Source organism: Thermobifida sp. (assembly GCF_017577275.1).
Taxonomy (GTDB): domain Bacteria; phylum Actinomycetota; class Actinomycetes; order Streptosporangiales; family Streptosporangiaceae; genus Thermobifida; species Thermobifida fusca.
Map to the genome: position 1 here is coordinate 101311 of NZ_PITY01000021.1, position 21365 is coordinate 122675.

The 21365-nt window shown below is 65.7% G+C and carries 14 protein-coding genes; 5 read left to right on the top strand and 9 right to left on the bottom strand.

Translation table 11 applies throughout. The features are described from left to right. Nucleotides 1–1986 precede the first annotated feature (1986 nt). Complete coding sequence (locus CW348_RS08965) at nt 1987–2592, top strand: hypothetical protein (RefSeq protein ID WP_011293292.1); 606 nt, start codon at nt 1987–1989, stop codon at nt 2590–2592. Nucleotides 2593–3057: 465 nt separating this feature from the next. On the opposite strand, the gene CW348_RS08970 is transcribed toward CW348_RS08965, so the two are convergent. Then, nucleotides 3058–4467, bottom strand: coding sequence for a PepSY domain-containing protein (locus tag CW348_RS08970; protein ID WP_011293293.1), 1410 nt, complete (start codon nt 4465–4467; stop codon nt 3058–3060). Nucleotides 4468–4938: 471 nt separating this feature from the next. Beyond that, a complete protein-coding gene (locus tag CW348_RS08975) occupies nt 4939–5709 on the bottom strand; it encodes a hypothetical protein (protein ID WP_011293294.1) in 771 nt (256 codons plus the stop codon). Between the two features lie 279 nt (nt 5710–5988). Here CW348_RS08975 and CW348_RS08980 point away from each other — a divergent pair, with 279 nt between their 5' ends. Then, a complete protein-coding gene (locus CW348_RS08980; RefSeq protein WP_011293295.1) occupies nt 5989–6528 on the top strand; it encodes an FABP family protein in 540 nt (179 codons plus the stop codon). 302 nt (nt 6529–6830) lie between these two features. Next, a complete protein-coding gene (locus tag CW348_RS08985; RefSeq protein ID WP_011293296.1) occupies nt 6831–7862 on the top strand; it encodes a folate-binding protein YgfZ in 1032 nt (343 codons plus the stop codon). A gap of 15 nt (nt 7863–7877) precedes the next feature. On the opposite strand, the gene CW348_RS08990 is transcribed toward CW348_RS08985, so the two are convergent. Next, nucleotides 7878–8633: a hypothetical protein gene (locus CW348_RS08990; protein ID WP_011293297.1), complete on the bottom strand. Its 756-nt coding sequence runs from the start codon at nt 8631–8633 to the stop codon at nt 7878–7880. A 67-nt stretch (nt 8634–8700) separates the two neighbouring features. On the opposite strand from CW348_RS08990, the gene CW348_RS08995 reads away from it, so the two are divergent. Then, the gene (locus tag CW348_RS08995; protein WP_011293298.1) at nt 8701–9576 is read left to right on the top strand and encodes an A/G-specific adenine glycosylase; all 876 of its coding nucleotides are present in this window, start codon (nt 8701–8703) and stop codon (nt 9574–9576) included. 218 nt (nt 9577–9794) lie between these two features. Here CW348_RS08995 and CW348_RS09000 read toward each other — a convergent pair whose 3' ends face one another. After that, nucleotides 9795–12287, bottom strand: a complete 2493-nt coding sequence (locus tag CW348_RS09000; protein ID WP_011293299.1) for an ATP-dependent Clp protease ATP-binding subunit — start codon at nt 12285–12287, stop codon at nt 9795–9797. Nucleotides 12288–12729: 442 nt separating this feature from the next. Beyond that, nucleotides 12730–13065, bottom strand: a complete 336-nt coding sequence (locus CW348_RS09005; protein WP_016189353.1) for an Lsr2 family protein — start codon at nt 13063–13065, stop codon at nt 12730–12732. Between the two features lie 983 nt (nt 13066–14048). On the opposite strand from CW348_RS09005, the gene CW348_RS09010 reads away from it, so the two are divergent. After that, nucleotides 14049–17201, top strand: a complete 3153-nt coding sequence (locus CW348_RS09010; protein WP_104612731.1) for a UvrD-helicase domain-containing protein — start codon at nt 14049–14051, stop codon at nt 17199–17201. Here the strand turns inward: CW348_RS09010 and CW348_RS09015 are convergent. From CW348_RS09015 to CW348_RS09030, 4 genes are all read right to left on the bottom strand, one after another. Then, nucleotides 17198–17773 carry an amino-acid N-acetyltransferase gene (locus CW348_RS09015; protein WP_011293302.1) on the bottom strand — a complete coding sequence of 192 codons (576 nt, stop codon included), beginning with the start codon at nt 17771–17773 and terminating at the stop codon, nt 17198–17200. The two genes, CW348_RS09010 and CW348_RS09015, sit on opposite strands and share 4 nt — an antisense overlap. 155 nt (nt 17774–17928) lie before the next feature. After that, nucleotides 17929–18174, bottom strand: coding sequence for a LuxR C-terminal-related transcriptional regulator (locus CW348_RS09020; protein ID WP_370492685.1), 246 nt, complete (start codon nt 18172–18174; stop codon nt 17929–17931). 699 nt (nt 18175–18873) lie between these two features. Beyond that, nucleotides 18874–20364 (bottom strand): bifunctional lysylphosphatidylglycerol synthetase/lysine--tRNA ligase LysX, encoded by a 1491-nt coding sequence (gene lysX / locus CW348_RS09025; protein WP_011293304.1) that lies wholly within the window; start codon nt 20362–20364, stop codon nt 18874–18876. A 207-nt stretch (nt 20365–20571) separates the two neighbouring features. Next, nucleotides 20572–21348, bottom strand: a complete 777-nt coding sequence (locus CW348_RS09030; protein ID WP_011293305.1) for a type III pantothenate kinase — start codon at nt 21346–21348, stop codon at nt 20572–20574. Nucleotides 21349–21365: the final 17 nt, after the last annotated feature.

Consider the following 21365-nt stretch of genomic DNA (forward strand, 5'->3'; position numbering starts at 1 on the left):
ATCACCGGCCCATGAACTGTCCTTTACCGCGATAAGAGCGTGTCTTCTCCACTTCCGCTGAAACACAGCGCTGACTGGAGCATTAAAAGCGGTTTACACACGGGGGGTTAAGCACAGACAGTAACAGAGCCATGACGTTAGTGGACACGGTGAGTGTTGGTGGTAGTTGGGGCGGCTGTTGAGGAAAACAACCGCGGTCTCCTTATCCCTTATACCAGTTCGCTTCCCAGTCTAAGGCTTACCCACCAGCAAGAGTCATCCTGTCCGTTTCTGGGTTCTGTTCGTGGCGGCGTGCAGAGGGGATGTGCCGACGGGCGGCGGGGAATGCCCGCTGGGTCTGCGATCCTCACCCCCAAGAGTGTGTCTTCGCAGGTCCGTGCCGGTGCTGTCGGCGGTGGTTGTGCTCCTGGACACTTCTTTGGTCGGTTTTCTAGGCCGCATCTTGGGGCTTTGCGCGGGAGATTGACGGTTCGGTCATTGGGGGTCCCCGGCCGTCCCTACGGATTATCGGATGGTGAAAGGTTGCGGAGTTGTTCTGTCGCCGTTGCCTTCTCCCACGTCGCTGCGGGGGCGGGGTGCAGCACTGCTGGTGGGGATCGGTGCTCTCCCTCCCTGGGATGGGGCGCATCGGTGGGGGGTGACGTGGGTCTCTGTAAGGCAGTTCCTGAGTCGTGAGCACAGGGCGGGATCGCAGGTAGTCATGCTCTTCCCTGCACAGTGGAGAAATCCCTTTCAGGTGCTCGCACATTGGTGGTTTGCTTCGGGATTCCTTTCGGCGATTCAGGCAAGTGCGGGGGGAATGGTGGCCGGGAGCGGGTTGAGTTTCCGGTTATCGAGTATCACGACACCGTGTTCTGAAATTTTTATCTGACTCAGCAAAATTTCAGGAATGCACCACGGAAAGGGAATGGCTCGGTAAAGATTGCGAGTGGAGAGCGGAGAATCAGCGTCTGTGAAATGACGCGGATGCGGTGTCTTTTTTCTGCGGGCCGTGATCTGTGAGACGGGCTGCGCGAGGCGGTTTCCCCTCCGGGGGAGGGCAACGTTGCCCAGGGGTCGTGGGTGCTGCGCTTCTCGTGGGGTGCCGTGCGGCGCTGGGCGCCTGGGCTGTGTGGGGTACGGGGTCCGGCGGCTGGCTCCAGCTCCGCGCTGGGGATGGGTTTCTGCTCGTGTGTCTGCTTGGCCTGTCGTGGTTCCCGGAGCTGCGGTGGCCGGGGGTTCTCGGTTGTCGGTGCGGGGCGCGCTCCAGGGTGGTCCGCTGCTGTCGCGGGATGCTGTCATATGTCCCCCTTTTTGTGCGGTTGTGGGGGAGCGTGGGCACAGCAGAGCCGGGTGCGGGGTGGCGCGCTGGGGCGGCGGCCGGTGGTGCGGTGCGACTGTGGTGTTCGGGAAGGTGCTGGGCAGGGCTGGAATGGTCCGATCAGCGTGCGGGAATTCCGGTGTCCGGTGCGGGGATGGTCAGATCGGGTCCGATTCGGGACGGTCGGCCCGAACCGGCGGACTTCCTACTTCCAGCCGGCCTAAAAACCTGAAAAAAGTTCGCCGTAACTAGCACTCTCCGTCTTCGTTTTTGTTCCGTGCCATCTTCACCGATCCCCCTCGCGTGCGCAGCTCACCGACGATACGGAATCCCCCTGGACACTTCTGTACAAAATTGAACATTTTCGAATGCTGCTGCACGTTGCCGCTACCGTCCCCGCGCTCACCGGGCAGGACCCTGCCGCACCCAGCAAAGACACAGACCGGACATAGCGGACTCATCCCCCGTCTGGGGGATTGCGTCACACCACTGTTCCGGTAACTTCTTTCCCACAGTCCAATATTTTGTGGAGAGTTTGACCGCGCTCTTCCCTATACGGCGACAGACCGCCATTTCCGGGTCGCGTCCGGGCAGGCGCCCCATTCGCTTTCACGTCCAAGGAGTAGTGGCTCCGTGATCGTTCGTCTCAGCACCAGCGTGTCCGCCGGAGTCCGGGAGGTGCGAGTATGACCTCTGACCTGCTCAGCCCTAGCGGACCACATCCTTCCCTGCGTCGCACTACCCCGTCGACCGTCTACCGGGTCGCGCCCGACGCTCTTCCCAAGCGAGTGCGGCGGGGAGCCGACGGAAAGCTCTACGGTGAGGTGCCGCTGATCCCCGTCCCCCACGACGAGGGAGACCAGGGTGTCCGAAACACGCGGGGCGGGGAACTGGACCGGCAGCCTCCTCGTTCCACGGCAGTCCCCGACCTAGACGGACACGACACCCGTCCGGACCCCTTGGCCGCCACTACGCCAGCGGAGTTTGTGGAGGCCATGCGGCTCTTCCGCCGCTGGGCGGGCACCCCTTCCTACCGGAAGATGCAGCAGAACTGCGGCAACCGGTGCTCTGCCACCTCGTTCCACACTGCACTGAGCCAGGACAAACTCCCGAAGCTTTCCCTCGTCGAAGCGTTCATCGCCGCGTGCGGCGGCAGCGACGAGGAGTACCGTCGCTGGGCCACTGCCTGGCGCAGGCTGGAACTGCGTATCGCGGACCGTTCGAACCGCCGTTCCCCCGCTTCTCCTTCACTCCAGCGTGACACCGAGGAGGCATCGGACCGCGAGGAATAGCGTGTCCTGGTCTGACCGGTCTGCTCCTCTGCCGTGGTAAGGAGGTCCCGCTCGCCTGGGTGAGCATTTCCCCGTGGACGACGCGTGGGCACGAGCCGACACCCCGCCCAGTAGCGGCTACGCCGCCGTATCCCAGCTTCCCTGCCCGGTCCACCGAAGTCGTCCGCCCGCCAGTGGCTGCGCACTGGCGGGAAACCCGTTGCGGCGGTGACGGCAGCAGTTGCGGGACGCGGGCAGGACATGTGGTTCGTGGACTGCCTGTTCGACGATGGCGCCGGGGCCTGGGGAGGGTGGCTGCGGTGTTCCCCGGTGTTTGCGGGGTCTCCGCTGCGCTACGGTCCCGGGCCTGTCGACGGGTGCTCATGTCCGGGCTGTCCCTAGGTCCGCGCATTCCTGCGCGGAGGTGAGGGGTGCCGCCGGGGCCCATAACCACGGACGCCCACCCCGGCGGCACCGGCAGGGAGGTTACGTGCTCGTTCGGGCGATGACCGCGTCCATGACAAGGAATCCCACGAGGGAAACCGTCCAGACCGGCATCAGCCAGCCCAGTCCGACGAGCACCGCGACGAGTGCGACCTTCGCCCACAGGGGCAGCCGTCGCCAGCTCCCACGTGGGAACGGGCGACCTAGGGCGAATCCTTCCCGGGTGGTGGGGCGGCGCTGCCACCACATGCGGTATCCCCAGATGATGAGAGCCAGGATGCCCACGGCCAGCGCGGTCAACACAAGCTGGTTGGGGAGCCCGAACAGCAGGCCCATGTGCGCGGCAATGCCCCACACGGTGAGCTTGGCCATCAGCGGGTAGTCCTCGAACCGCAGGATGTCGATGACTTCCCCGGTCATGGGGTCGACGAGCGCCGAGTCCTGTTGGACCGGCCATTCCCTGCCGGTTTCGACGACTTTGAACGCCTGGGTTTCGGAAGCCGGGTAGATCACTTCGATGGGGCCGTCGATCCCGGCTTCGCGTACCGCGCCGACGACTTGGTCGACGCTGACCGCGACGTGGTGCTCGTGGCCGTGTTCTGCGGTTGTGCCGCCCGTGTCGTGGTGTCCTGCTTCGAAAACCTCCGAGTTCAGGGAAGGGGTCTGCCAGTTCAAGGCTTGGCGGATGGTTCCGATGTTCTGCCCGGCATAGGCTGACCAGGTCATGCCGGTTGCGGAGAGCGCGAGCACTCCGAGGAGCATCCACACGCCCACGGTGCCGTGCCAGGACATGGTGTTGCGCCGCCCGGTGGCGCCCTGGTCAGGCAGGAAGACGCGGCGGATCCACGAGCCGGTGCGGCCGCGGCTCACCCACAGGACAACGCCGCCGAGGGCGACCACCCACAGCCAGCTTGCCGCGAGTTCGCTGTAGAGGCGGCCGACCTCGCCCAAGTGGAGATGGCGGTGGAGCATGCTGATCCAGGTGCGTACCGGGAGGGCGCCGCTGTTGCCGTAGACCTCGAGGGTGCCGAGGACTTCCCCGGTGTAGGGGTCGACGAAGACGCTGGAACGGACGCTTTCTTCCAGCCCGTCGACCTGGAAGAGGACTCGGGTGCTGTCTTCGGGGCCGCCGATACGGATCGCGTGGAGGGTGCCTTCCGGGTGGGCTTCTTGGGCTGCTTCGACTTGCAGGCTGAGCGGAATCCGATGCCCTTGTTGTTCAACGCGCAACTGGTCAGCGTAGAGCCATTGTTCGAGTTGCGGGGTGTAGGCGTAGAGAAGCCCGGTGATCGCTGCGACCGCGATGAATGGTGCGACGAGGACTCCCGCATAGAAGTGCAGGCGCAAGGCGAGGGCGCGCAGCGGCGGCCAGAGTGACGGGGCGCTTCGGTGCTGTGTGGGAGCAGTGACTGGTTCCCCGGAGGAGGGCGGGGCGTGCTCCTGTGTGGACATACTTCTCCTTTGGTGTGTGCCCCCACAGTGGACATGGTTTAGGGCTCCGCATGTTCCCCACCCACTGGTGATTTACTGTCAATTATCCTCTCATTACGGAAAGTAAGACAAGATTCGCAGAAGTGTTCCCTGGTCATATCGAGGCCATGCCAGGTGAGCTGCTGCGAAATGCGAGGGTCCGGCACTGGCGGATCAGTGTGGGTGTTCCGCACGAGAATGGCGGCAGGACAGGCGCGCGCCAGTGCACGTGGGACCAGGCGAGGTTGCGGCCCGGTGTGGTGGGCAATGAAGCCTGTAAAGCCTGGGTCAAGGGCGTCTTCTCCGGTCACCATAGCGGGAGAAAGACGCAGGTCAAAGCTTCACTGCTGGTCTCGTGTGCCGCGCAGGGCCGGGTGCTTCCTGATGTGAGGCCCTCGCCGGTCCCGGTGGGTTGGGCGTCCCGGGGCGGCATGCTGGTGGCCCGGGTCGGGGTTAACTGCTCACCAAGAGCAGGAGGCCCGCGATGCCGAGGAGCAGGGCGCTGCCGCTCAACAGCAGGGCGTGGACCGGCGGTCCGGGGACGGGCGGGGGCGCGGTCGTGCTGTGTTCAATGCTGAGCCGACCGTCTTCGGGGGCGACGAGGACGGGGTGGCCTTCCCGCAGTTCTACCCGGCCCCGCACGATCAGAGGGTCCCCTGCGCGGATGGCGCGCTCCCGGTATTCGAATTCGAGGGTCTCTCCCCGGAAGATTCCGGACACGCGGCCTTTGATCCGGCCGAGCAGGTCGTCGGCGGGAGCAGGTACTCCGCGTTGCGGGCGGCTGACGACACGTTGGAGGCACAGGTTCACCCGGGTGGTGTCGGCCTCCTCCGGGTCCACCAGGATCGGCTGGTCGCTGGGAGGACTGCCGTCGGGGCCGATGAGGGCGAACAGTTCCGGGGAGCTGTAGTCGGCGATCCGGTCGTCGCCGAGCACTTGTTGGCGTTCCCCAGTCTCTTCAACGGTGCGCCAGGTGGTGTAGTGACGGATGACTTCGTGGCCGTGCCACACGCATTCCACCCCGGCTAGGCGGGATTCGACTGTTCCGGCCGGTCCGGTGGCTGCCCGGCCGTGCAGGGTGACGTTGTGGCCGGCGAGAGCGACGAAAGCGCGGGGGCACAGAGTGGCCAAGGCGTGGCGGTGCTGCCAGCGCCGGTAGGCGAGGAAGCCCATGGGTGCCAGAATCGCCGCGCTGGCAAGGAGGGCAATTCCGATCACCAGCATGAAGCCCCTCTTCTCTATTGTCGTGGTCCGCGGGCCACGGCATCCGTGCCCCTTGTCCGTTCCTTACTTCTTTACCAGGGTCTGTGCCGGGCTAGGGCCATAACAGGGAGACGTGAGAACGTCTCCACTGATATCCGTCGTGGACAACGCCTGCCCGAATGGCGGGTAGCCGGTGCCGAAGAGAACGGAGAAAACCGTGGTAGGCGCAAGAAGTGCTGGTGCCGGCCGCGTCGGCTGCGGGTACGGGCGAATGCTGTGCCGCCGCTAGTCTCGGACACTATGCAGTCTGAGATGCATCCAGAACTGGCGAAGCTGTCGTTTTTGCTGGGCCGCTGGGAAGGACTGGGGGTCGCAGGCTACCCGGATACCGAAGAATTCCAGTTCACCCAGGTCATCGAGTTCACCCACGACGGCCATCCGCATCTGAACTATCGGAGCCAGGTGTGGCGGGTCAACGAGGACGGTTCCCGGGGTGAACCGGTGACGTCCGAGTCGGGGTATTGGCGGGTTCGGACGGGCAAGGCAGCGCAGCAGGAGGATCCTGACCAGCCGCCCATCCACGTGGAGGTGCTGATCTCCCACCCCGAGGGGTACAGCGAGGTCTACCTCGGCACGGTTTTCGCTCACCGGGTGGAGCTGCACACGGATGTGGTGGTCCGCACGGAGACGGGGCTTCCTGCGGCGGCCAGCCACCGGTTGTACGGGTTGTTCGGGGACAACCGGGAGACGCTGGGCTACGCCTGGGATCTGGCGGCCAACAGCAAAGAACTGCAGCCGTACATGTCCGCCCAGTTGCAGCGGGTCGACCGCAAGTCGTGAGAAGTGGCCTGGGGCGGACCCTCGGGTTTCTCCAGCGCAGGCTGGGGCCAGTCGGACAAGGCTGGCCACCCGAGGGTCCGGGTGTCCACCGTGGATTCGCTAGCGCGATCCGTGGGGTCGCCCTAGCGGGCGAACACCTCGCGTGTCCGCAAAGAGCTCACTTTGTGGACCACCTCCTTTCTCGCGTGCCCTCGACGGTACGTGCAGGGACGGGTGCGGGGCAAACCTTTTTTTCGCGGGTATTCCGGGAACGGGGAGGTGTCCGCCCCACCGAGCTGTGGCGGGGACATAGGCTCACAGGTATGACTTCGCCGTTGCTCACGCGTCCCGGCGCGGTGGCCGCCGAGGCGCCTGATACTGAGATCGCCGCCCACTACGGGGAAATGTTCCAGGAACAGCGGGCCTTGGACCGTGGCGCGGGCTGGGTGGACCGGAGCAACCGGGGCGTGGTCCGCGTGTCCGGCCCGGACCGGTTGGGATGGTTGCACGACCTCACCAGCCAGCATTTGCGGGAGCTGGCCCCGGGGACCGCCACTGAAACCTTGGTGATGGACGCCAACGGGCGGATCAAGCACCACTTGTCGGTGGTGGACGACGGCACCGCGCTGTGGGCTCACGTGGAACCGGGGACCGCGGAGGAGCTTGTTGCGTTCCTCCAGTCCATGCGGTTCATGCTGCGGGTCGAGGTGGACGATCTGAGCGCGGAGCGCGCCGTGGTGACCGTGGCGGGCCCGGATCGGGCTGCGGTGCTGGACGCGGTGCGTGACTCGTTGCCGCCGGAGACCGTGCTCCGTCCCGCTGCCGACGAGACCGACCTTTTCCTGCCGGCAGCGGCGCTGGTGGAGGTCACTGAGGCGTTGACTGCGGCGGGGGCGCGGCCTGCCGGGCTGTGGGCTTATGAAGCGCGCCGGATTGCCGCGCACCGGCCCCGGTTCGGGATTGACACGGACCACCGGGCGATCGCCCACGAGATGGGGTGGATTGGTTCCGCGGTGCACCTCGACAAGGGGTGCTATCCGGGGCAGGAGACGGTGGCGCGAGTCCACAACTTGGGGCGTCCGCCGCGCCGTCTGGTGATGCTGCACTTGGACGGCACGGCTGAGCGGCTGCCCGCGCGGGGGGCCGACATCGAGTTGGACGGCCGTTCCGTGGGGTTCGTGGGGTCGTCGGCCCGCCACTTCGAGCTGGGACCGATCGCTTTGGGTTTGGTCAAGCGGACGGTTCCCGTGGACGCCGAGTTTGTGGTGGACGGGATCGCTGCCGCGCAGGAAGTGGTGGTCAGCCCGGACACGGGGGCGAACGCGCAGATCGCCTTGCGGCGCCGCCCGCACTGACCCCGGTTTCAGGGGCTAGTGCAGGCGGAACACTTGGGATCCGGCGACTTCGTAGTCGCTGTAGGCCTTGGCCACGTAGGTGCCGGGGCGGGCGTGGACGACGTCGTCCCGGCAGTCCGGCCAGGAGCGGGTGCGGTCCCAGGTGAGGTCCACGTCGTGGGGGACGCCGCGCCGGAGTTCCACGGCTTCTGCGCGGAACGCGTCCCCGCAGTCGGCGCTGGACCAGATGCGGTCGTTGCCTGAGGTGATGCGCAGTTCCAGGGTGTCGGGTCCCACGTCTGCCCGGCAGGTGGTGGAACCGGTGTTGACCAGGGTGAGGGTGAGGACGGGGTAGACCCCTGCGGCATAGTCGTCCCGGTCGGAGTGCACAGTCACGACCACGTTCTCGGGGTGGCAGGGGGCGGCGGTGGACTGGGCACCGCTGCTTCCTCCCCCGGACGAGCCGCCCGCGGCGAAGTCAGGGTCGGTGCTGCCGCCTGCCGCGGTGGTGTCGGGGTCCCCCTCCCCCGCATCGTCGGTTTCAGGGGAATCGTCGGCATTGTCGGGGTCGTCGGGGGGTGAGGCTGGGATACTGGGTTCTGCCGACCCGGCGCTGTGCGGAGCGTCCTCCGAGCCAGGGCTGGAGTCGGTGCTTGCCGGGATGATCGAGTCCTCCTCGTCGGCGGAGGGACGGCAGGCGTATGCGATCAGCGCGAGTACCGCGAGCAGCCCTGCCAATACCACGAACCGTCGCCGCCAGTAGATTGCCTTGCTTACCGGTCCCGAAGCCATAACCGTAAGTATCCCGGCTTCCAGAGTTTTACGCCTACTCGACCCGCCGTTGGAATTCTGATCGTCTATGACCGCAAACCCCTACCGTACAGCCGTTCTCGCCTGGTATGACGCCAACGCACGGGATCTCCCGTGGCGCTCCGCGGAGGTGACCCCGTGGGGTGTGCTGGTGAGCGAGGTGATGCTCCAGCAGACCCCGGTGGCGCGGGTGCTGCCCGCCTGGCAGGCGTGGATGGAACGCTGGCCTACCCCGAAGGACCTGGCGGCCGATTCTGCGGGGGAAGCCGTGCGGATGTGGGGGCGGCTCGGCTATCCGCGTCGTGCGCTGCGGTTGCACGCGTGTGCGACGGTGATCGTGGAGCGGCACGGCGGCACAGTGCCGGACTCGTACGACGAACTGTTGGCGCTGCCCGGGGTGGGGGCATACACGGCGGCCGCGGTGGCGAGTTTCGCGTTCCAGCAGCGGCATGCGGTGTTGGACACGAACGTGCGGCGTGTCTTGGAGCGGCTGGTGAACGGGCGGCAGTATCCGCCGCGAACCCCCACGAAAGCCGAGTACCGGCTGGCGGAGTCGTTGCTTCCGGAGGAGCCCGCGGTAGCGGCTCGGTGGGGGGTCGCGGTGATGGAGCTGGGTGCGCTGGTGTGTACGGCGCGGTCGCCCCGCTGCGGGGTGTGCCCGGTGGTGGACCAGTGCGCGTGGGTGCTCGCGGGGTGTCCCCCGCATGACGGGCCGCCGCGGCGCGGCCAGCGGTATGCGGGGACGGACCGCCAGGTCCGCGGCCGGCTGTTGGCGGTGCTGCGGGAAGCGTCCGGTCCGGTGCCGAAGTCGATGTTGGACGCGGTGTGGGATGACGCGGTCCAGCGGGAACGGGCGTTGGACAGTCTGGTGGCTGACGGTCTGGTGGACCCGTTGGAGACGGGCGAGTACGCGCTGCCTAACTGACCGGGAAGCCGTGCCCGTGTCGTGTCTCGAGGCGGCAAGGGGAGGCGGTGCGGGTGCGGCCGGCCGGGAAAGCCGGTGCGTGGTGCGTGCCGCGGTTGTCGGGGTGTGCACAGGTCGGCGCATACGAGAAGGAGGGGTGGCCGGTGGACCACCCCTCCTTCTCGTGTATTGGGTGCGTTACGGGTCGGTGCGGGACCGCTCGATGGAAGAGCTCGGTGCTACTGAGCGCCCACCTCTGCGGTCTCCGGCAGTGCCTGCGGCTTCGGCACACCGCGGAAGGTGAACTTGGCGTCGGCGCCTTCGCCTTCCGCGTCGACGATGACGATCTGGCCGGACTTGAGTTCGCCGTAGAGGATCTTCTCCGACAGGGCGTCTTCGATCTCCCGCTGGATCGTCCGGCGCAGCGGCCGGGCGCCCAGCACCGGGTCGTAGCCCCGCTCGGCGAGGATCTTCTTGGCGTGCGGCCGGACCTCGATACCCATGTCGCGGTCCTTGAGCCGCTCGTCCAGCCGGGCGACCATCAGGTCGACGATGGCGGTGATCTCCTTCTGCGTCAGCTGGTGGAACACGATCGTGTCGTCCACCCGGTTGAGGAACTCAGGCCGGAAGTGCTGCTTGAGCTCCTCGTTCACCTTGGCCTTCATGCGGTCGTACGTGGTCTGGGTGTCGTCCGGCCGCGCGAAGCCCATGGGCTGGCCCTTGGAGATGTCCCGGGTGCCCAGGTTGGTGGTCATGACGATGATCGTGTTCTTGAAGTCGACGTTGCGGCCCTGGGCGTCGGTGAGACGGCCCTCCTCCAGCACCTGGAGCAGCGAGTTGAAGATGTCGCCGTGGGCCTTCTCGATCTCGTCGAACAGCACCACCGAGAACGGCTTGCGCCGCACCTTCTCGGTGAGCTGGCCGCCCTCCTCGTAGCCGACGTAGCCGGGAGGCGAGCCGAACAGGCGCGACACGGTGTGCTTCTCCATGAACTCGCTCATGTCGAGCTGGATCAGCGCGTCCTCGTCGCCGAAGAGGAACTCGGCCAGCGCCTTGCACAGCTCGGTCTTACCGACACCGGACGGGCCGGCGAAGATGAACGAGCCACCGGGACGCTTGGGGTCCTTCAGGCCGGCGCGGGTGCGGCGGATCGCCTGGGAGAGCGCCTTGATGGCGTCGTCCTGGCCGATGACCCGCTTGTGCAGCTCCTCTTCCATGCGGAGCAGGCGCGAGGACTCTTCCTCGGTGAGCCGGAAGACCGGGATGCCGGTAGCGGTGGCGAGGACTTCGGCGATGAGCTCCTCGTTCACCTCGGCGACCGTGTCCATGTCGCCGGCCTTCCACTCCTTCTCCTTCTGCGCGCGCTGCGCCTGGAGCCGCTTCTCTTCGTCGCGGAGTGCGGCAGCCCGCTCGAAGTCCTGGGCGTCGATCGCCGCCTCCTTGTCACGCCGCACCTTGGCGATCTTCTCGTCAAATTCGCGCAGGTCCGGCGGGGCGGTCATGCGGCGGATCCGCATGCGCGAGCCGGCTTCGTCGATCAGGTCGATGGCCTTGTCCGGCAGATAGCGGTCGCTGATGTAGCGGTCGGCTAGCTGCGCGGCGGCGACCAGAGCACCGTCGGTGATGGACACGCGGTGGTGCGCCTCGTAGCGGTCGCGCAGGCCCTTGAGGATCTCGATGGTGTGCGAGATCGTGGGCTCCTCGACCTGGATGGGCTGGAAGCGGCGCTCCAGCGCGGCGTCCTTCTCCAGGTACTTGCGGTATTCGTCCAGGGTGGTCGCGCCGATGGTCTGCAGTTCACCGCGGGCCAGCATCGGCTTGAGGATGGAGGCCGCGTCGATCGCGCCTTCCGCGGCGCCGGCGCCGACCAGGGTGTGCAGCTCGTCGATGAAGAGGATGATGTCGCCGCGGGAGCGGATCTCCTTGAGGACCTTACGCAGCCGCTCTTCGAAGTCACCCCGGTAGCGGCTGCCCGCGACCAGGGCGCCGAGGTCGAGCGTGTAGAGCTGCTTGTCCTTGAGGGTTTCGGGGATCTCGCCCTTGACGATCTTCTGCGCCAGGCCTTCGACCACGGCGGTCTTTCCGACACCGGGGTCGCCCACCAGGACAGGGTTGTTCTTGGTGCGCCGCGACAGGACCTGCATGACCCGTTCGATCTCCTTGTCGCGACCGATGACCGGGTCGAGCTTGCCTTCGCGGGCGGCCTGGGTCAGGTTGCGGCCGAACTGGTCCAGCACCAGGGACGTGGACGGTGCCGACTCGGCGGCCGTGCCGGCGGCCTGCGGCTCCTTGCCCTGGTAGCCGTGGAGCAGCTGGATCACCTGCTGGCGCACCCGGTTGAGGTCGGCGCCCAGCTTCACCAGCACCTGGGCGGCCACACCCTCGCCTTCTCGGATGAGGCCGAGCAGGATGTGCTCCGTGCCAATGTAGTTGTGTCCCAGTTGCAGGGCCTCGCGCAGTGACAGTTCCAGGACCTTCTTGGCACGGGGTGTGAAGGGAATGTGGCCGGACGGGGCCTGCTGCCCCTGCCCGATGATCTCCTCAACCTGCTGACGGACGGCTTCCAGGCTGATGCCGAGGCTCTCCAGAGCCTTGGCAGCGACGCCCTCGCCCTCGTGGATGAGGCCGAGCAGGATGTGCTCCGTGCCAATGTAGTTGTGGTTGAGCATCCTGGCTTCTTCTTGAGCCAGGACAACCACGCGCCGTGCGCGGTCGGTAAACCTCTCGAACATGTCTCGTCGCTCCTCACAGAGCGGTCAGGCAGGGACGGAAGTTCCGACCCTCACTTTTCCGCCTATCGGCCCCGAGGTGGATCAGGGAACCTCCAGGGCACTGTCGCACCCGTCTACACCGCGCCGACCGGCTCCCCGGACGGCCACACGAATACACCCACCACCGATCTCTTCACACGGTGCTATGCCAAGAGACTTTCCCCGACGATAGGGCGTTCATCCTCATCCAACTACTGTTCGCCCCTCATATGTTCCGCGTACGCCGCAAGCGAACGGCCCGCGACCCTCAACTACGTGAGAGAACGCGGGCCGTGATGCGTGTTCGCACGATATTTGCTCTAAGCGAACAGCGTTGCTGGTCGGTGTTCCGGAGGGGGCAATCCTCGCTGGAGAGGATTCACGCCCTCAGCGGCACGGCGTGAATCCGGGGCGAGGGCGACAGTCAGCGTCCCTGGGCGGCGTGGTATTCGTCCATGATCGCCTGAGGGATGCGGCCTCGTTCGCTGACCTGCTTGCCAGCCGCCCGGGCCCAGGCGCGGATCTCGGCGCTGCGCTCCCGACTCAGCGTGCTGCGCTGCTTGCTGCGGGTAGCACCACGCTTCGTCGGTGCCTTGCGGGCGGCCTTAATAAAAGGTTCGAGCGCAGCGCGGAGCTTAGCCGCGTTTTCACCACTGAGGTCGATCTCATAGGTGGCACCGTCGATTCCGAAGGAGACCGTCTCCTCAGCCTCACCTCCATCGAGGTCATCGACGAGTAGCACCTGTACCTTTTGGGCCATGCTGGGTCCTTTCTTGGCTGAGAAGAGTGTTAACAGGCCATTGAATATAAAGCTATCCTGCGGCCTTTGGAAAGACAATTCACTCTACTCAGAATGAAGTTATCTTCGATCACATCAAGATGATGGGAAGAAATTTATGACAGAGTTGATGCTGAGCTGTCAGATGCAGTCAAGAAGTTCATAACATGCCCGCCGACACAGCATTCACTGATGTGGGCTTAGCGCCCCTTGTGCTCTTCCTCTGTGTCACGGACTTCCGCATCGGAAGCGCGCGGTGTGTCTTGGCTCTCAGCAGCGACTTTGTTGTCCGCTTCCTTCGTCTCTGGTGATTCGCCCTCGTCAATGGGCCTGCCGTCGGACGTTCTGGGCGCCATCTCCTTACGGAGCAGCGTGTAGATAGCCACGCAGAACACTGTCGCGACAACAGCGGGCGGGATCAGTGCTGACAATACGTCCCACATCAGACGAACCCTTCTCCTGGCCGTTCCTTTATACAGCGATTACCCAGAGCGGGATGCCTGCTGGTTCCCTGGTACGACGGCCGTATCAACTGTCGACGAGCCCAGGTCATCATAGGTGAGCAGCCACGCTGTTCCACCAGGAACCCGCGTCCCGTTTAGCCAGAGTTGGAAGTGGCTAAAGGTCTATCGGGGATCGCACTCAGCCTAAAACACCCATACACACAGGACCAAAAGACAACTGCGCGTAGCCGGCAGAGAACTCAAACACCCAGCCGCAAGCAGATCGTATTAAACAGAAGAAGATCACAAAGCGCCGCGCAACGTCCTATGCGAACAAAAACCGATCCGCTTTTTGTTCGCATTGCACAGATTACCCCTTCTCTCCACAGAGTGCTCTCAGCAAGCTCTAAGGTCTGTCCCAGTGGGAAGTTGTGGGATCGTTGCAGGGTGACCGGAGAGAGTGGCAGACCCCGCTGTCTGCGCACACCAGGACTCCCCCTTGGGCATTGAGAGGACCTCGCCGTGGAGTTCCACGCCGATCTACATATCCACTCCAAGTACTCGCGGGCGTGCAGCAAAGATTCCGATCTGGAACACCTCGCGTGGTGGGCTGCCCGCAAGGGGATCGCCTTGGTCGGAACCGGTGATTTCACTCACCCTGCCTGGCGGGCCGAGTTGGAGCGCGACCTGGTCCCCGCAGAACCCGGTCTTTTCCGGTTGCGCCCCGAAATCGAGTCGCGCATCCTGCGGACTCTGCCACCGAACTGCCGCACCCTGCCCCGCTTCATGCTCTCCGTGGAGATCTCCACGATCTACAAACGCGACGGCCGCACCCGCAAAGTGCACCACCTGCTTTATGCGCCGTCGTTTGAGGCGGCCGGGCGGATTACCGCCGACCTCGCCAAGATCGGCAACCTCGCCTCGGACGGCCGCCCCATTCTGGGCCTGGACTCCCGCGACCTGCTGGACATTACGCTCTCCAGCGATCCCGGCTCCTATCTCGTGCCCGCCCATATCTGGACCCCGTGGTTTTCGGCCCTGGGCTCCAAATCCGGTTTCGACAGCATCGCCGACTGCTACGCCGACCTGGCTGACCACATCTTCGCGGTGGAGACCGGGCTGTCCAGCGACCCGGCCATGAACTGGATGGTCTCTTCCCTCGACTCCTACACCCTGGTGAGCAATTCCGACGCGCATTCCCCGCCGATGCTGGCGCGGGAAGCGACCCGGTTCGACACCGATCTCGACTATTACGCGGTGCGGCGGGCTTTGGAGACCGGGGAAGGCTTCCGCGGCACGGTCGAATTCTTCCCCGAGGAAGGGAAATACCACCTGGACGGGCACCGCAAATGCGGGATCCGCTTCGACCCGCAGGCCACCCGGGACCACCATGGTCGCTGCCCGGTGTGCGGGAAACCGCTCACGGTCGGCGTCTTCCACCGGGTCAGCGAACTCGCTGACCGGTCTGAAGGCTACCGGGTGCCAGGGGCGGCGGACTTCACCAGCCTGGTTCCGCTGCCGGAGATCGTCAGCGAGATCGTGGGTGTGGGCCCGAAGAGCAAACGCGTCATGGGCGAAGTGACCCGCCTGGTCGGTGAACTCGGCCCCGAGTTGGACATTCTGCAGTCGGTCCCCTTGGACGAGGTGACTCGGGTCGGCGGGGAACTGCTGGGGGAGGCGATCACCCGACTGCGCCGCGGCGAGGTCATCCGGGAAGCCGGCTACGACGGCGAATACGGCGTGATCCGCATGTTCCAGCCTGAGGAGCTGCGCTCCAAGAACACTACGCCGACCCTCTTCGGCGACCTCGACCTTCCGGAGCAAGCCCCGGCTGCTCCGCGGACGGCGCGCCGCTCCGCCCCGTCGGCGCCAACCCCCGCACCGGAGCCGGTAACACCAGCGGACACCGACGCCGAGCCCGCGCTTTTCTCGGCCGAGGAAACCTCGTCCCAGCCGTCGCCCGCCAGCCTGCTGGACGGCCTGGACCCGGACCAGCGGGCCGCCGCAGAACACACCGGGGGGCCACTGCTCATCGTCGCCGGCCCCGGCACGGGGAAGACCCACACCCTGACGCATCGGATCGCCTACGTGGTGGCGGAACGCGGTGTTCCCGCCAGCCAGTGTTTGGCGATCACGTTCACCCGGCGGGCAGCCGACGAGCTGCGGGAACGGCTGCACGCGCTCCTCGGCGAACGCGCCGCGGACATGACCATCACCACGCTGCACGGCCTGGGCGCGCTGATCCTGCGGGAGCAGTACGCGCGGGCCGGGCTGAGCCCCGACTTCACCATCGCCGACGACAGCCTGCGTCAGGAGATCGCCGCCGAGATCGCCGGTTCTGCCGGGGAAGGGCGGCGGCTCCTCGCCCGCCGGGAGACGGCGCTGCACGAGGACGACGCAGAGATCGCCCGGTTTGATGCCCGGCTGCGGGAAGCGAACCTGGTGGACTTCACCGACCTGATCCGGTTGCCGGTGCGGCTGCTCTCCGCGGACGAGGAGCTCGTCGCCCACTATCGGAGCCGCTGGCCGTACATCAGCGTGGACGAATACCAGGACGTGGACGAAAGCCAGTACGCGCTGCTGCGGCTCTTGGCCGGCCCGGAGGCGAACCTCACGGTGATCGGCGACCCCGACCAGGCCATCTACGGGTTCCGCGGCGCTGATGTGGGCTTCTTCCTGCGGTTCACCGAGGACTATCCGAGCGCGCGCACCGTCCAGTTGACCCGCAACTACCGGTCCAACTCCACGATCGTCAACGCTGCGCTGCAGGCGATCGCCCCCGCCTCGCTGGTGCCGGGGCGGACGCTGCGCGCCGTGGGCCAGTTCGGTGAGGCGCCGCGGATCGGCGTGCACGTTGCAGCCGACGAGTACGCCGAGGCGTCGTTCGTGGCCCGCGCGATCGACCGGCTGCTCGGTGGGACGTCGCTGCACTCGCTGGACAGCGGCCGGGTCACCGAGGACGGGGACGATTCGCTGTCGTTCAGCGACATCTGCGTGCTGTACCGCACCGATGCGCAGAGCGAGGCGATCATCAGCGCGTTCAACACGGCGGGCATCCCGTTCCAGAAGCGTTCGCACGACCGGCTGCTGTCCCGCCCGGAGATGCGGATCCTCGTCGCGGAGCTGCCACACCAGCCGGACGGTCCGGTGGTCGACCGGGTGCGGTCCGCGGTGGAGACGCTGTGTCGCCGCTATGCCGACAACGAGCGGCGGGTCACCGACGTACGGGCCGCCGGGGAACTGGTGGCCCCGCTGGCGGAGCGGTGCGGCACCGACCTTTCCGAGTTCCTCTCCGCGTTGGCGCTCGGCGCTGAAGTGGACGCCTTGGATCCGCGGGCCGACCGGGTGTCGCTGCTGACCTTGCACGCCGCTAAAGGGCTCGAATACCCGGTGGTGTTCCTGGTGGGCTGCGAGGACGGGCTGCTGCCGTTCTTCTTCCCGGGTGAGGAGCACGAGGACACGGCTGAGGAGCGCCGCCTGTTCTTCGTGGGGATCACGCGGGCGCAGCGTCGGCTGTACCTGTCCCGGGCGCGGCGGCGCACGCGGCGGGGCCGCACCTTCGACGCGGCACCGTCTCCTTTCCTCGCGGCCATTGACGCGAAGCTCACCATGGCGGTGGATGCGGAGTCGGCGCTCCGGAAGCGCCCGAAGGACCGGCAGTTGCGGCTGCTCTAGGCCCCGGGGCGGGCCGAGGAGCCGTTCGCGGAGTCCTGGGCCGGGTCGGAGTCCAGGTGCAGCAGCATGCGGACGTTGCCGAGGGTGTTGGGTTTGACCCGGTCCAGGTCGAGGAATTCCGCGACCCCCTCGTCGTAGGAGCGCAAGAGTTCCTGGTAGACCTCGTCGGAGACCGGGGTGCCTTTGATCTCCACGAAACCGTGTTTGGCGAAGAACGCGGTTTCGAAGGTCAGGCAGAAGACCCGGCGCACACCGAGTTCTCGCGCGGTGTCCAGCAGCGCGGAGACGATGCGGTGCCCCACCCCGCGGCCCTGGACCTCCGGGTCGACGGCGACTGTGCGGACCTCGGCGAGGTCTTCCCACAGCACGTGAAGCGCCCCGCACCCCACGACCCGCTTGCTTGTTCCGTCGTCGAGTTCGCCCACCCAGAACTCTTGGATGTCCTCGTACAGAGTGACCGTGCTCTTAGTGAGGATGCGGCCTTCCCCACTGAAGAGGTCGATGAGTCTGCGGATGTGGACGACGTCGCGGGTGCGTGCCCGGCGGACGGTGATCGCTTCTTCTATTGTCATCGCCGAGTCAGCTTATCCGTATCTCGGCGACGGCGCCGTCCGCGCTCCCGCCGAAACGGCGCTGTGGTGTGCTCCGTGGGCGGGTGCGGGCGGCGCCGTGGAGGTCCAAGGCCTGGTAGTGGCATACAGAGCGGTGTCCGCGCAGCGCAGCCGGGCTAGATCAGGTGCCGGCGGGCGGCCCAGACGACCGCTTCGATGGGGGTGTTGACGCCAAGACGGTCGCAGATCGAGCGGAGGCGGCGGCGCAGGGTGCGCGCGCTGAGGTCCAGGCGACGCGCCACCACGTCGGTGGTGACGCCGGTGGCGATTTCGGCCAGCATGCGCAGCTCGTCTTCGTTGAGGCCCACGGCCCGGGCGTACTCCTCGTTCGAGTCGCGTTCACGCCCTTGGGCGGGCACCAGGCAGCAGTCGCGCAGGACCGGTCCGTTCAGTTCTTCTTTAGCGGTTGTCTGACGTACGAGTGTGGCCTGTTCCACTCCGTCCTCCTCATCCGTCCGGTGAGTGCGGAACAACGACTCCATCACCGCGAAGACACACATTCAGATGAGATACGGGATCTTTTGGTTCGCACTTTTGGTGCTTTTCTCGAAACTCTGCGCCACATTGCCCCCATAGGCCCCGTGGGATTGGGGAATGGCTGGGCTTCGGTGGTCGGACTTTCACGCACTCACACGCGGTGGCCTGGGACGGACAGACCTCGCGCGGGTATGTGCTCACCAGACAGTGCTCGAAACGGTGATAACCACCTCGCCCCCTCGCTATCTGCTGTGGTCCTCTGCGGCAAACGCGCGCGGATTCTCCGCTCCTCGCAAAACGCTAAGCGTATAGCGACATACCGTCAAGAGTTATTCAAACACTAACTGTAATATTTCAAAAACCCACGGCGACAAAAGCTAGAGAAAGAACCCCATGACAGACTTTGACCTGCATAAACAGTGTTTGCCCTGGTCATGGGGGAGCTCGACACTAAAGGCTGGTCCGCATTCCGTAGCAGGAATTCTGGACAGCCCTTCGAGGAGTTTTCGACGTCTCCTGACCGAAAAGGAAGGGCACACTCACGCGTAAGAGACGCGTATGAGTGTGCCCTCGACAGGACTTACTTATCTCTGTTCCTGTCGGACCAATGGGAACAGGATCGTCTCGCGAATGTTCTTTCCGGTAAAGGCCATCAACAGCCGGTCGACGCCCACACCGACACCGCCGGTAGGCGGCATGGCGTACTCCAAGGCGCGCAGAAAATCCTCGTCCAACTGCATTGCCTCGGGATCGCCCCCGGCAGCCAGCAGAGACTGCTCAGTCAAGCGGCGGCGCTGCTCCACCGGATCAATCAACTCGGAATATCCGGTGCCCAACTCCATACCGAATCCGATGAGATCCCACTTCTCGGTGAGCAGCGGGTCTTCACGGTGCTGGCGGGTCAGCGGGCTGGTTTCAAGCGGGTAGTCCCGGACAAAAGTCGGCTGCACCAGGCTGTCTTGGACCAACTCCTCGAAAAGGTGCTCGACGAGCTTGCCCGGACCCCACTCCGGGTTCCATTCGACACCGCGCGCATCCGCCAGCTTCCGCAGCGTCTCCACCGGGGTCCGCGGAGTGACTTCTTCGCCCAGCGCTTCAGAGACCGCGCCGTACAAGGTGATCTGCGGCCACTCGCCGCCCAAGTCGACCTCTGTGTCGCCCCGCTGGACCACCGTGCTGCCGAACACTGCGACGGCGGCTTCCTGGATGAGTTCGCGGGTGATGTCGGCCATCACGTTGTAGTCCGCGTAGGCCTGGTAGAACTCCAGCATCGTGAACTCGGGGTTGTGCGTGGAGTCCGCGCCCTCGTTCCGGAAGTTCCGGTTGATTTCGAAGACCTTCTCAACCCCGCCGACCACCATCCGCTTCAAGTACAGTTCGGGGGCGATGCGCAGGTAGAGGTCGAGGTCGTAGGCGTTGATGTGGGTGACGAAGGGGCGTGCCGTCGCCCCGCCGTGCACCTGCTGCAGCATCGGCGTCTCAACCTCGATGTAGCCGCGGTTGTGCAGCCCGTCGCGCAGCGCACGCACCGTGCGGGCGCGGCGCATCACCATCTCCCGCGACTCGGGGTTGACGATAAGGTCCACGTAGCGCTGGCGCACCCGTGCCTCAGGGTCGGTCAGCCCCTTGTGCTTGTCCGGCAGCGGGCGCAGGCACTTGGAGGTCAGCGTCCAGGTGTCCGCGAGGATCGACAACTCGCCTCGCCGAGAAGTGATCACTTCCCCTTCGACACCGATGTGGTCGCCCAGGTCGACGTCGCTCTTCCACGCCGCCAAACGCTCGGCGCCCACCCTGTCCAGGGAGAGCATGACCTGGATGTCCCCGGACGCGTCCCGGATCGTGGCGAAGCAGAGTTTGCCGCCGGTCCGATACAGCATGACCCGCCCGGTCAGGGCCACGCGTTCCCCGGTGTAGACGTCCGGAGCGAGATCGCCGTGTTTCGCCCGGACCTCTGCGATCGTCGTCGTGCGCGGGAAGGTCACCGGGTAGGGGTCGACACCCTCCCGACGCAGTCGGTCCAGCTTCTCGCGGCGAACCCGCATCTGTTCCGGCAGATCATCCAGTACTTCACTCACGCAGTCGATCCTATCGGTCAGGGGAGCACAGCAATCTACGCGTCAACAGCGTGCACCCTCGGTTGAACGGGAAAGACACAGCGCCGCACGCGGTGCATGCCACCGCCGTGCTGGCGGCGCTGGGCGGGGGGACAGCCGTCCTGCAGCGCCGCTCGTGCGTCTGCTACCAGGGGTTTGCTCCTGGCGCAGGGTCTCCTGATCTTCTGCTCACGTGTTCCGTTCGAAGATCATGCGCAAGCCGATGAGCGTCAGCCACGGCTCGTGCACGTCCACCGTCTCACATTCGTCCACCACCAGAGGCGCCAGGCCACCGGTGGCGACAACGGTGACGTCGTCCACGTCGTCGGTGAGCTCCTGGGCCATGCGGTCCACGATGCCGTCGACTTGGCCCGCGAACCCGTAGACGATGCCGGAGCGCAGCGCTTCAGTGGTGTTCTTCGCGATCACCGAGCGCGGTTTGATGATCTCCACCATGTGCAACTGCGCACCCCGTTTGGACAGCGCCTCCACCGAGATGTCGATCCCCGGGGCGATGGCTCCGCCAACGTATTCCCCTCGGGCGCTCACCGCGTCGAAGGTGGTGGCGGTGCCGAAGTCCACGACCACGGCGGGACCGCCGTACAGCCGCGCCGCGGCCAGCGCGTTGACGATACGGTCGCTGCCGACCTCCTTGGGGTTGTCCATGCGGATCGGTACGCCCGTTTTGACCCCGGGTTCGACGATGACGGCGGGCACGTCCCCGTAGTGGCGGCGGAACATCTGGCGCATCTCGTTCTGCACCATCGGCACGGTGCAGCACATGGCGATCCCGTCGATGTCGCCGTGGATCAGCGAGTCGAAGTGCAGCAGGTTCTGGACGACCACGGCCCATTCGTCGGCGGTCCGCCGCCCCTTAGACGAGACTCTCCAGTGTTCCAGCAGATCCTCGCCCTCGAATAGACCGAAGACAGTGTCGGAGTTGCCGACGTCGATCGTGAGCAGCATGGGGGCCTACCAAAAGG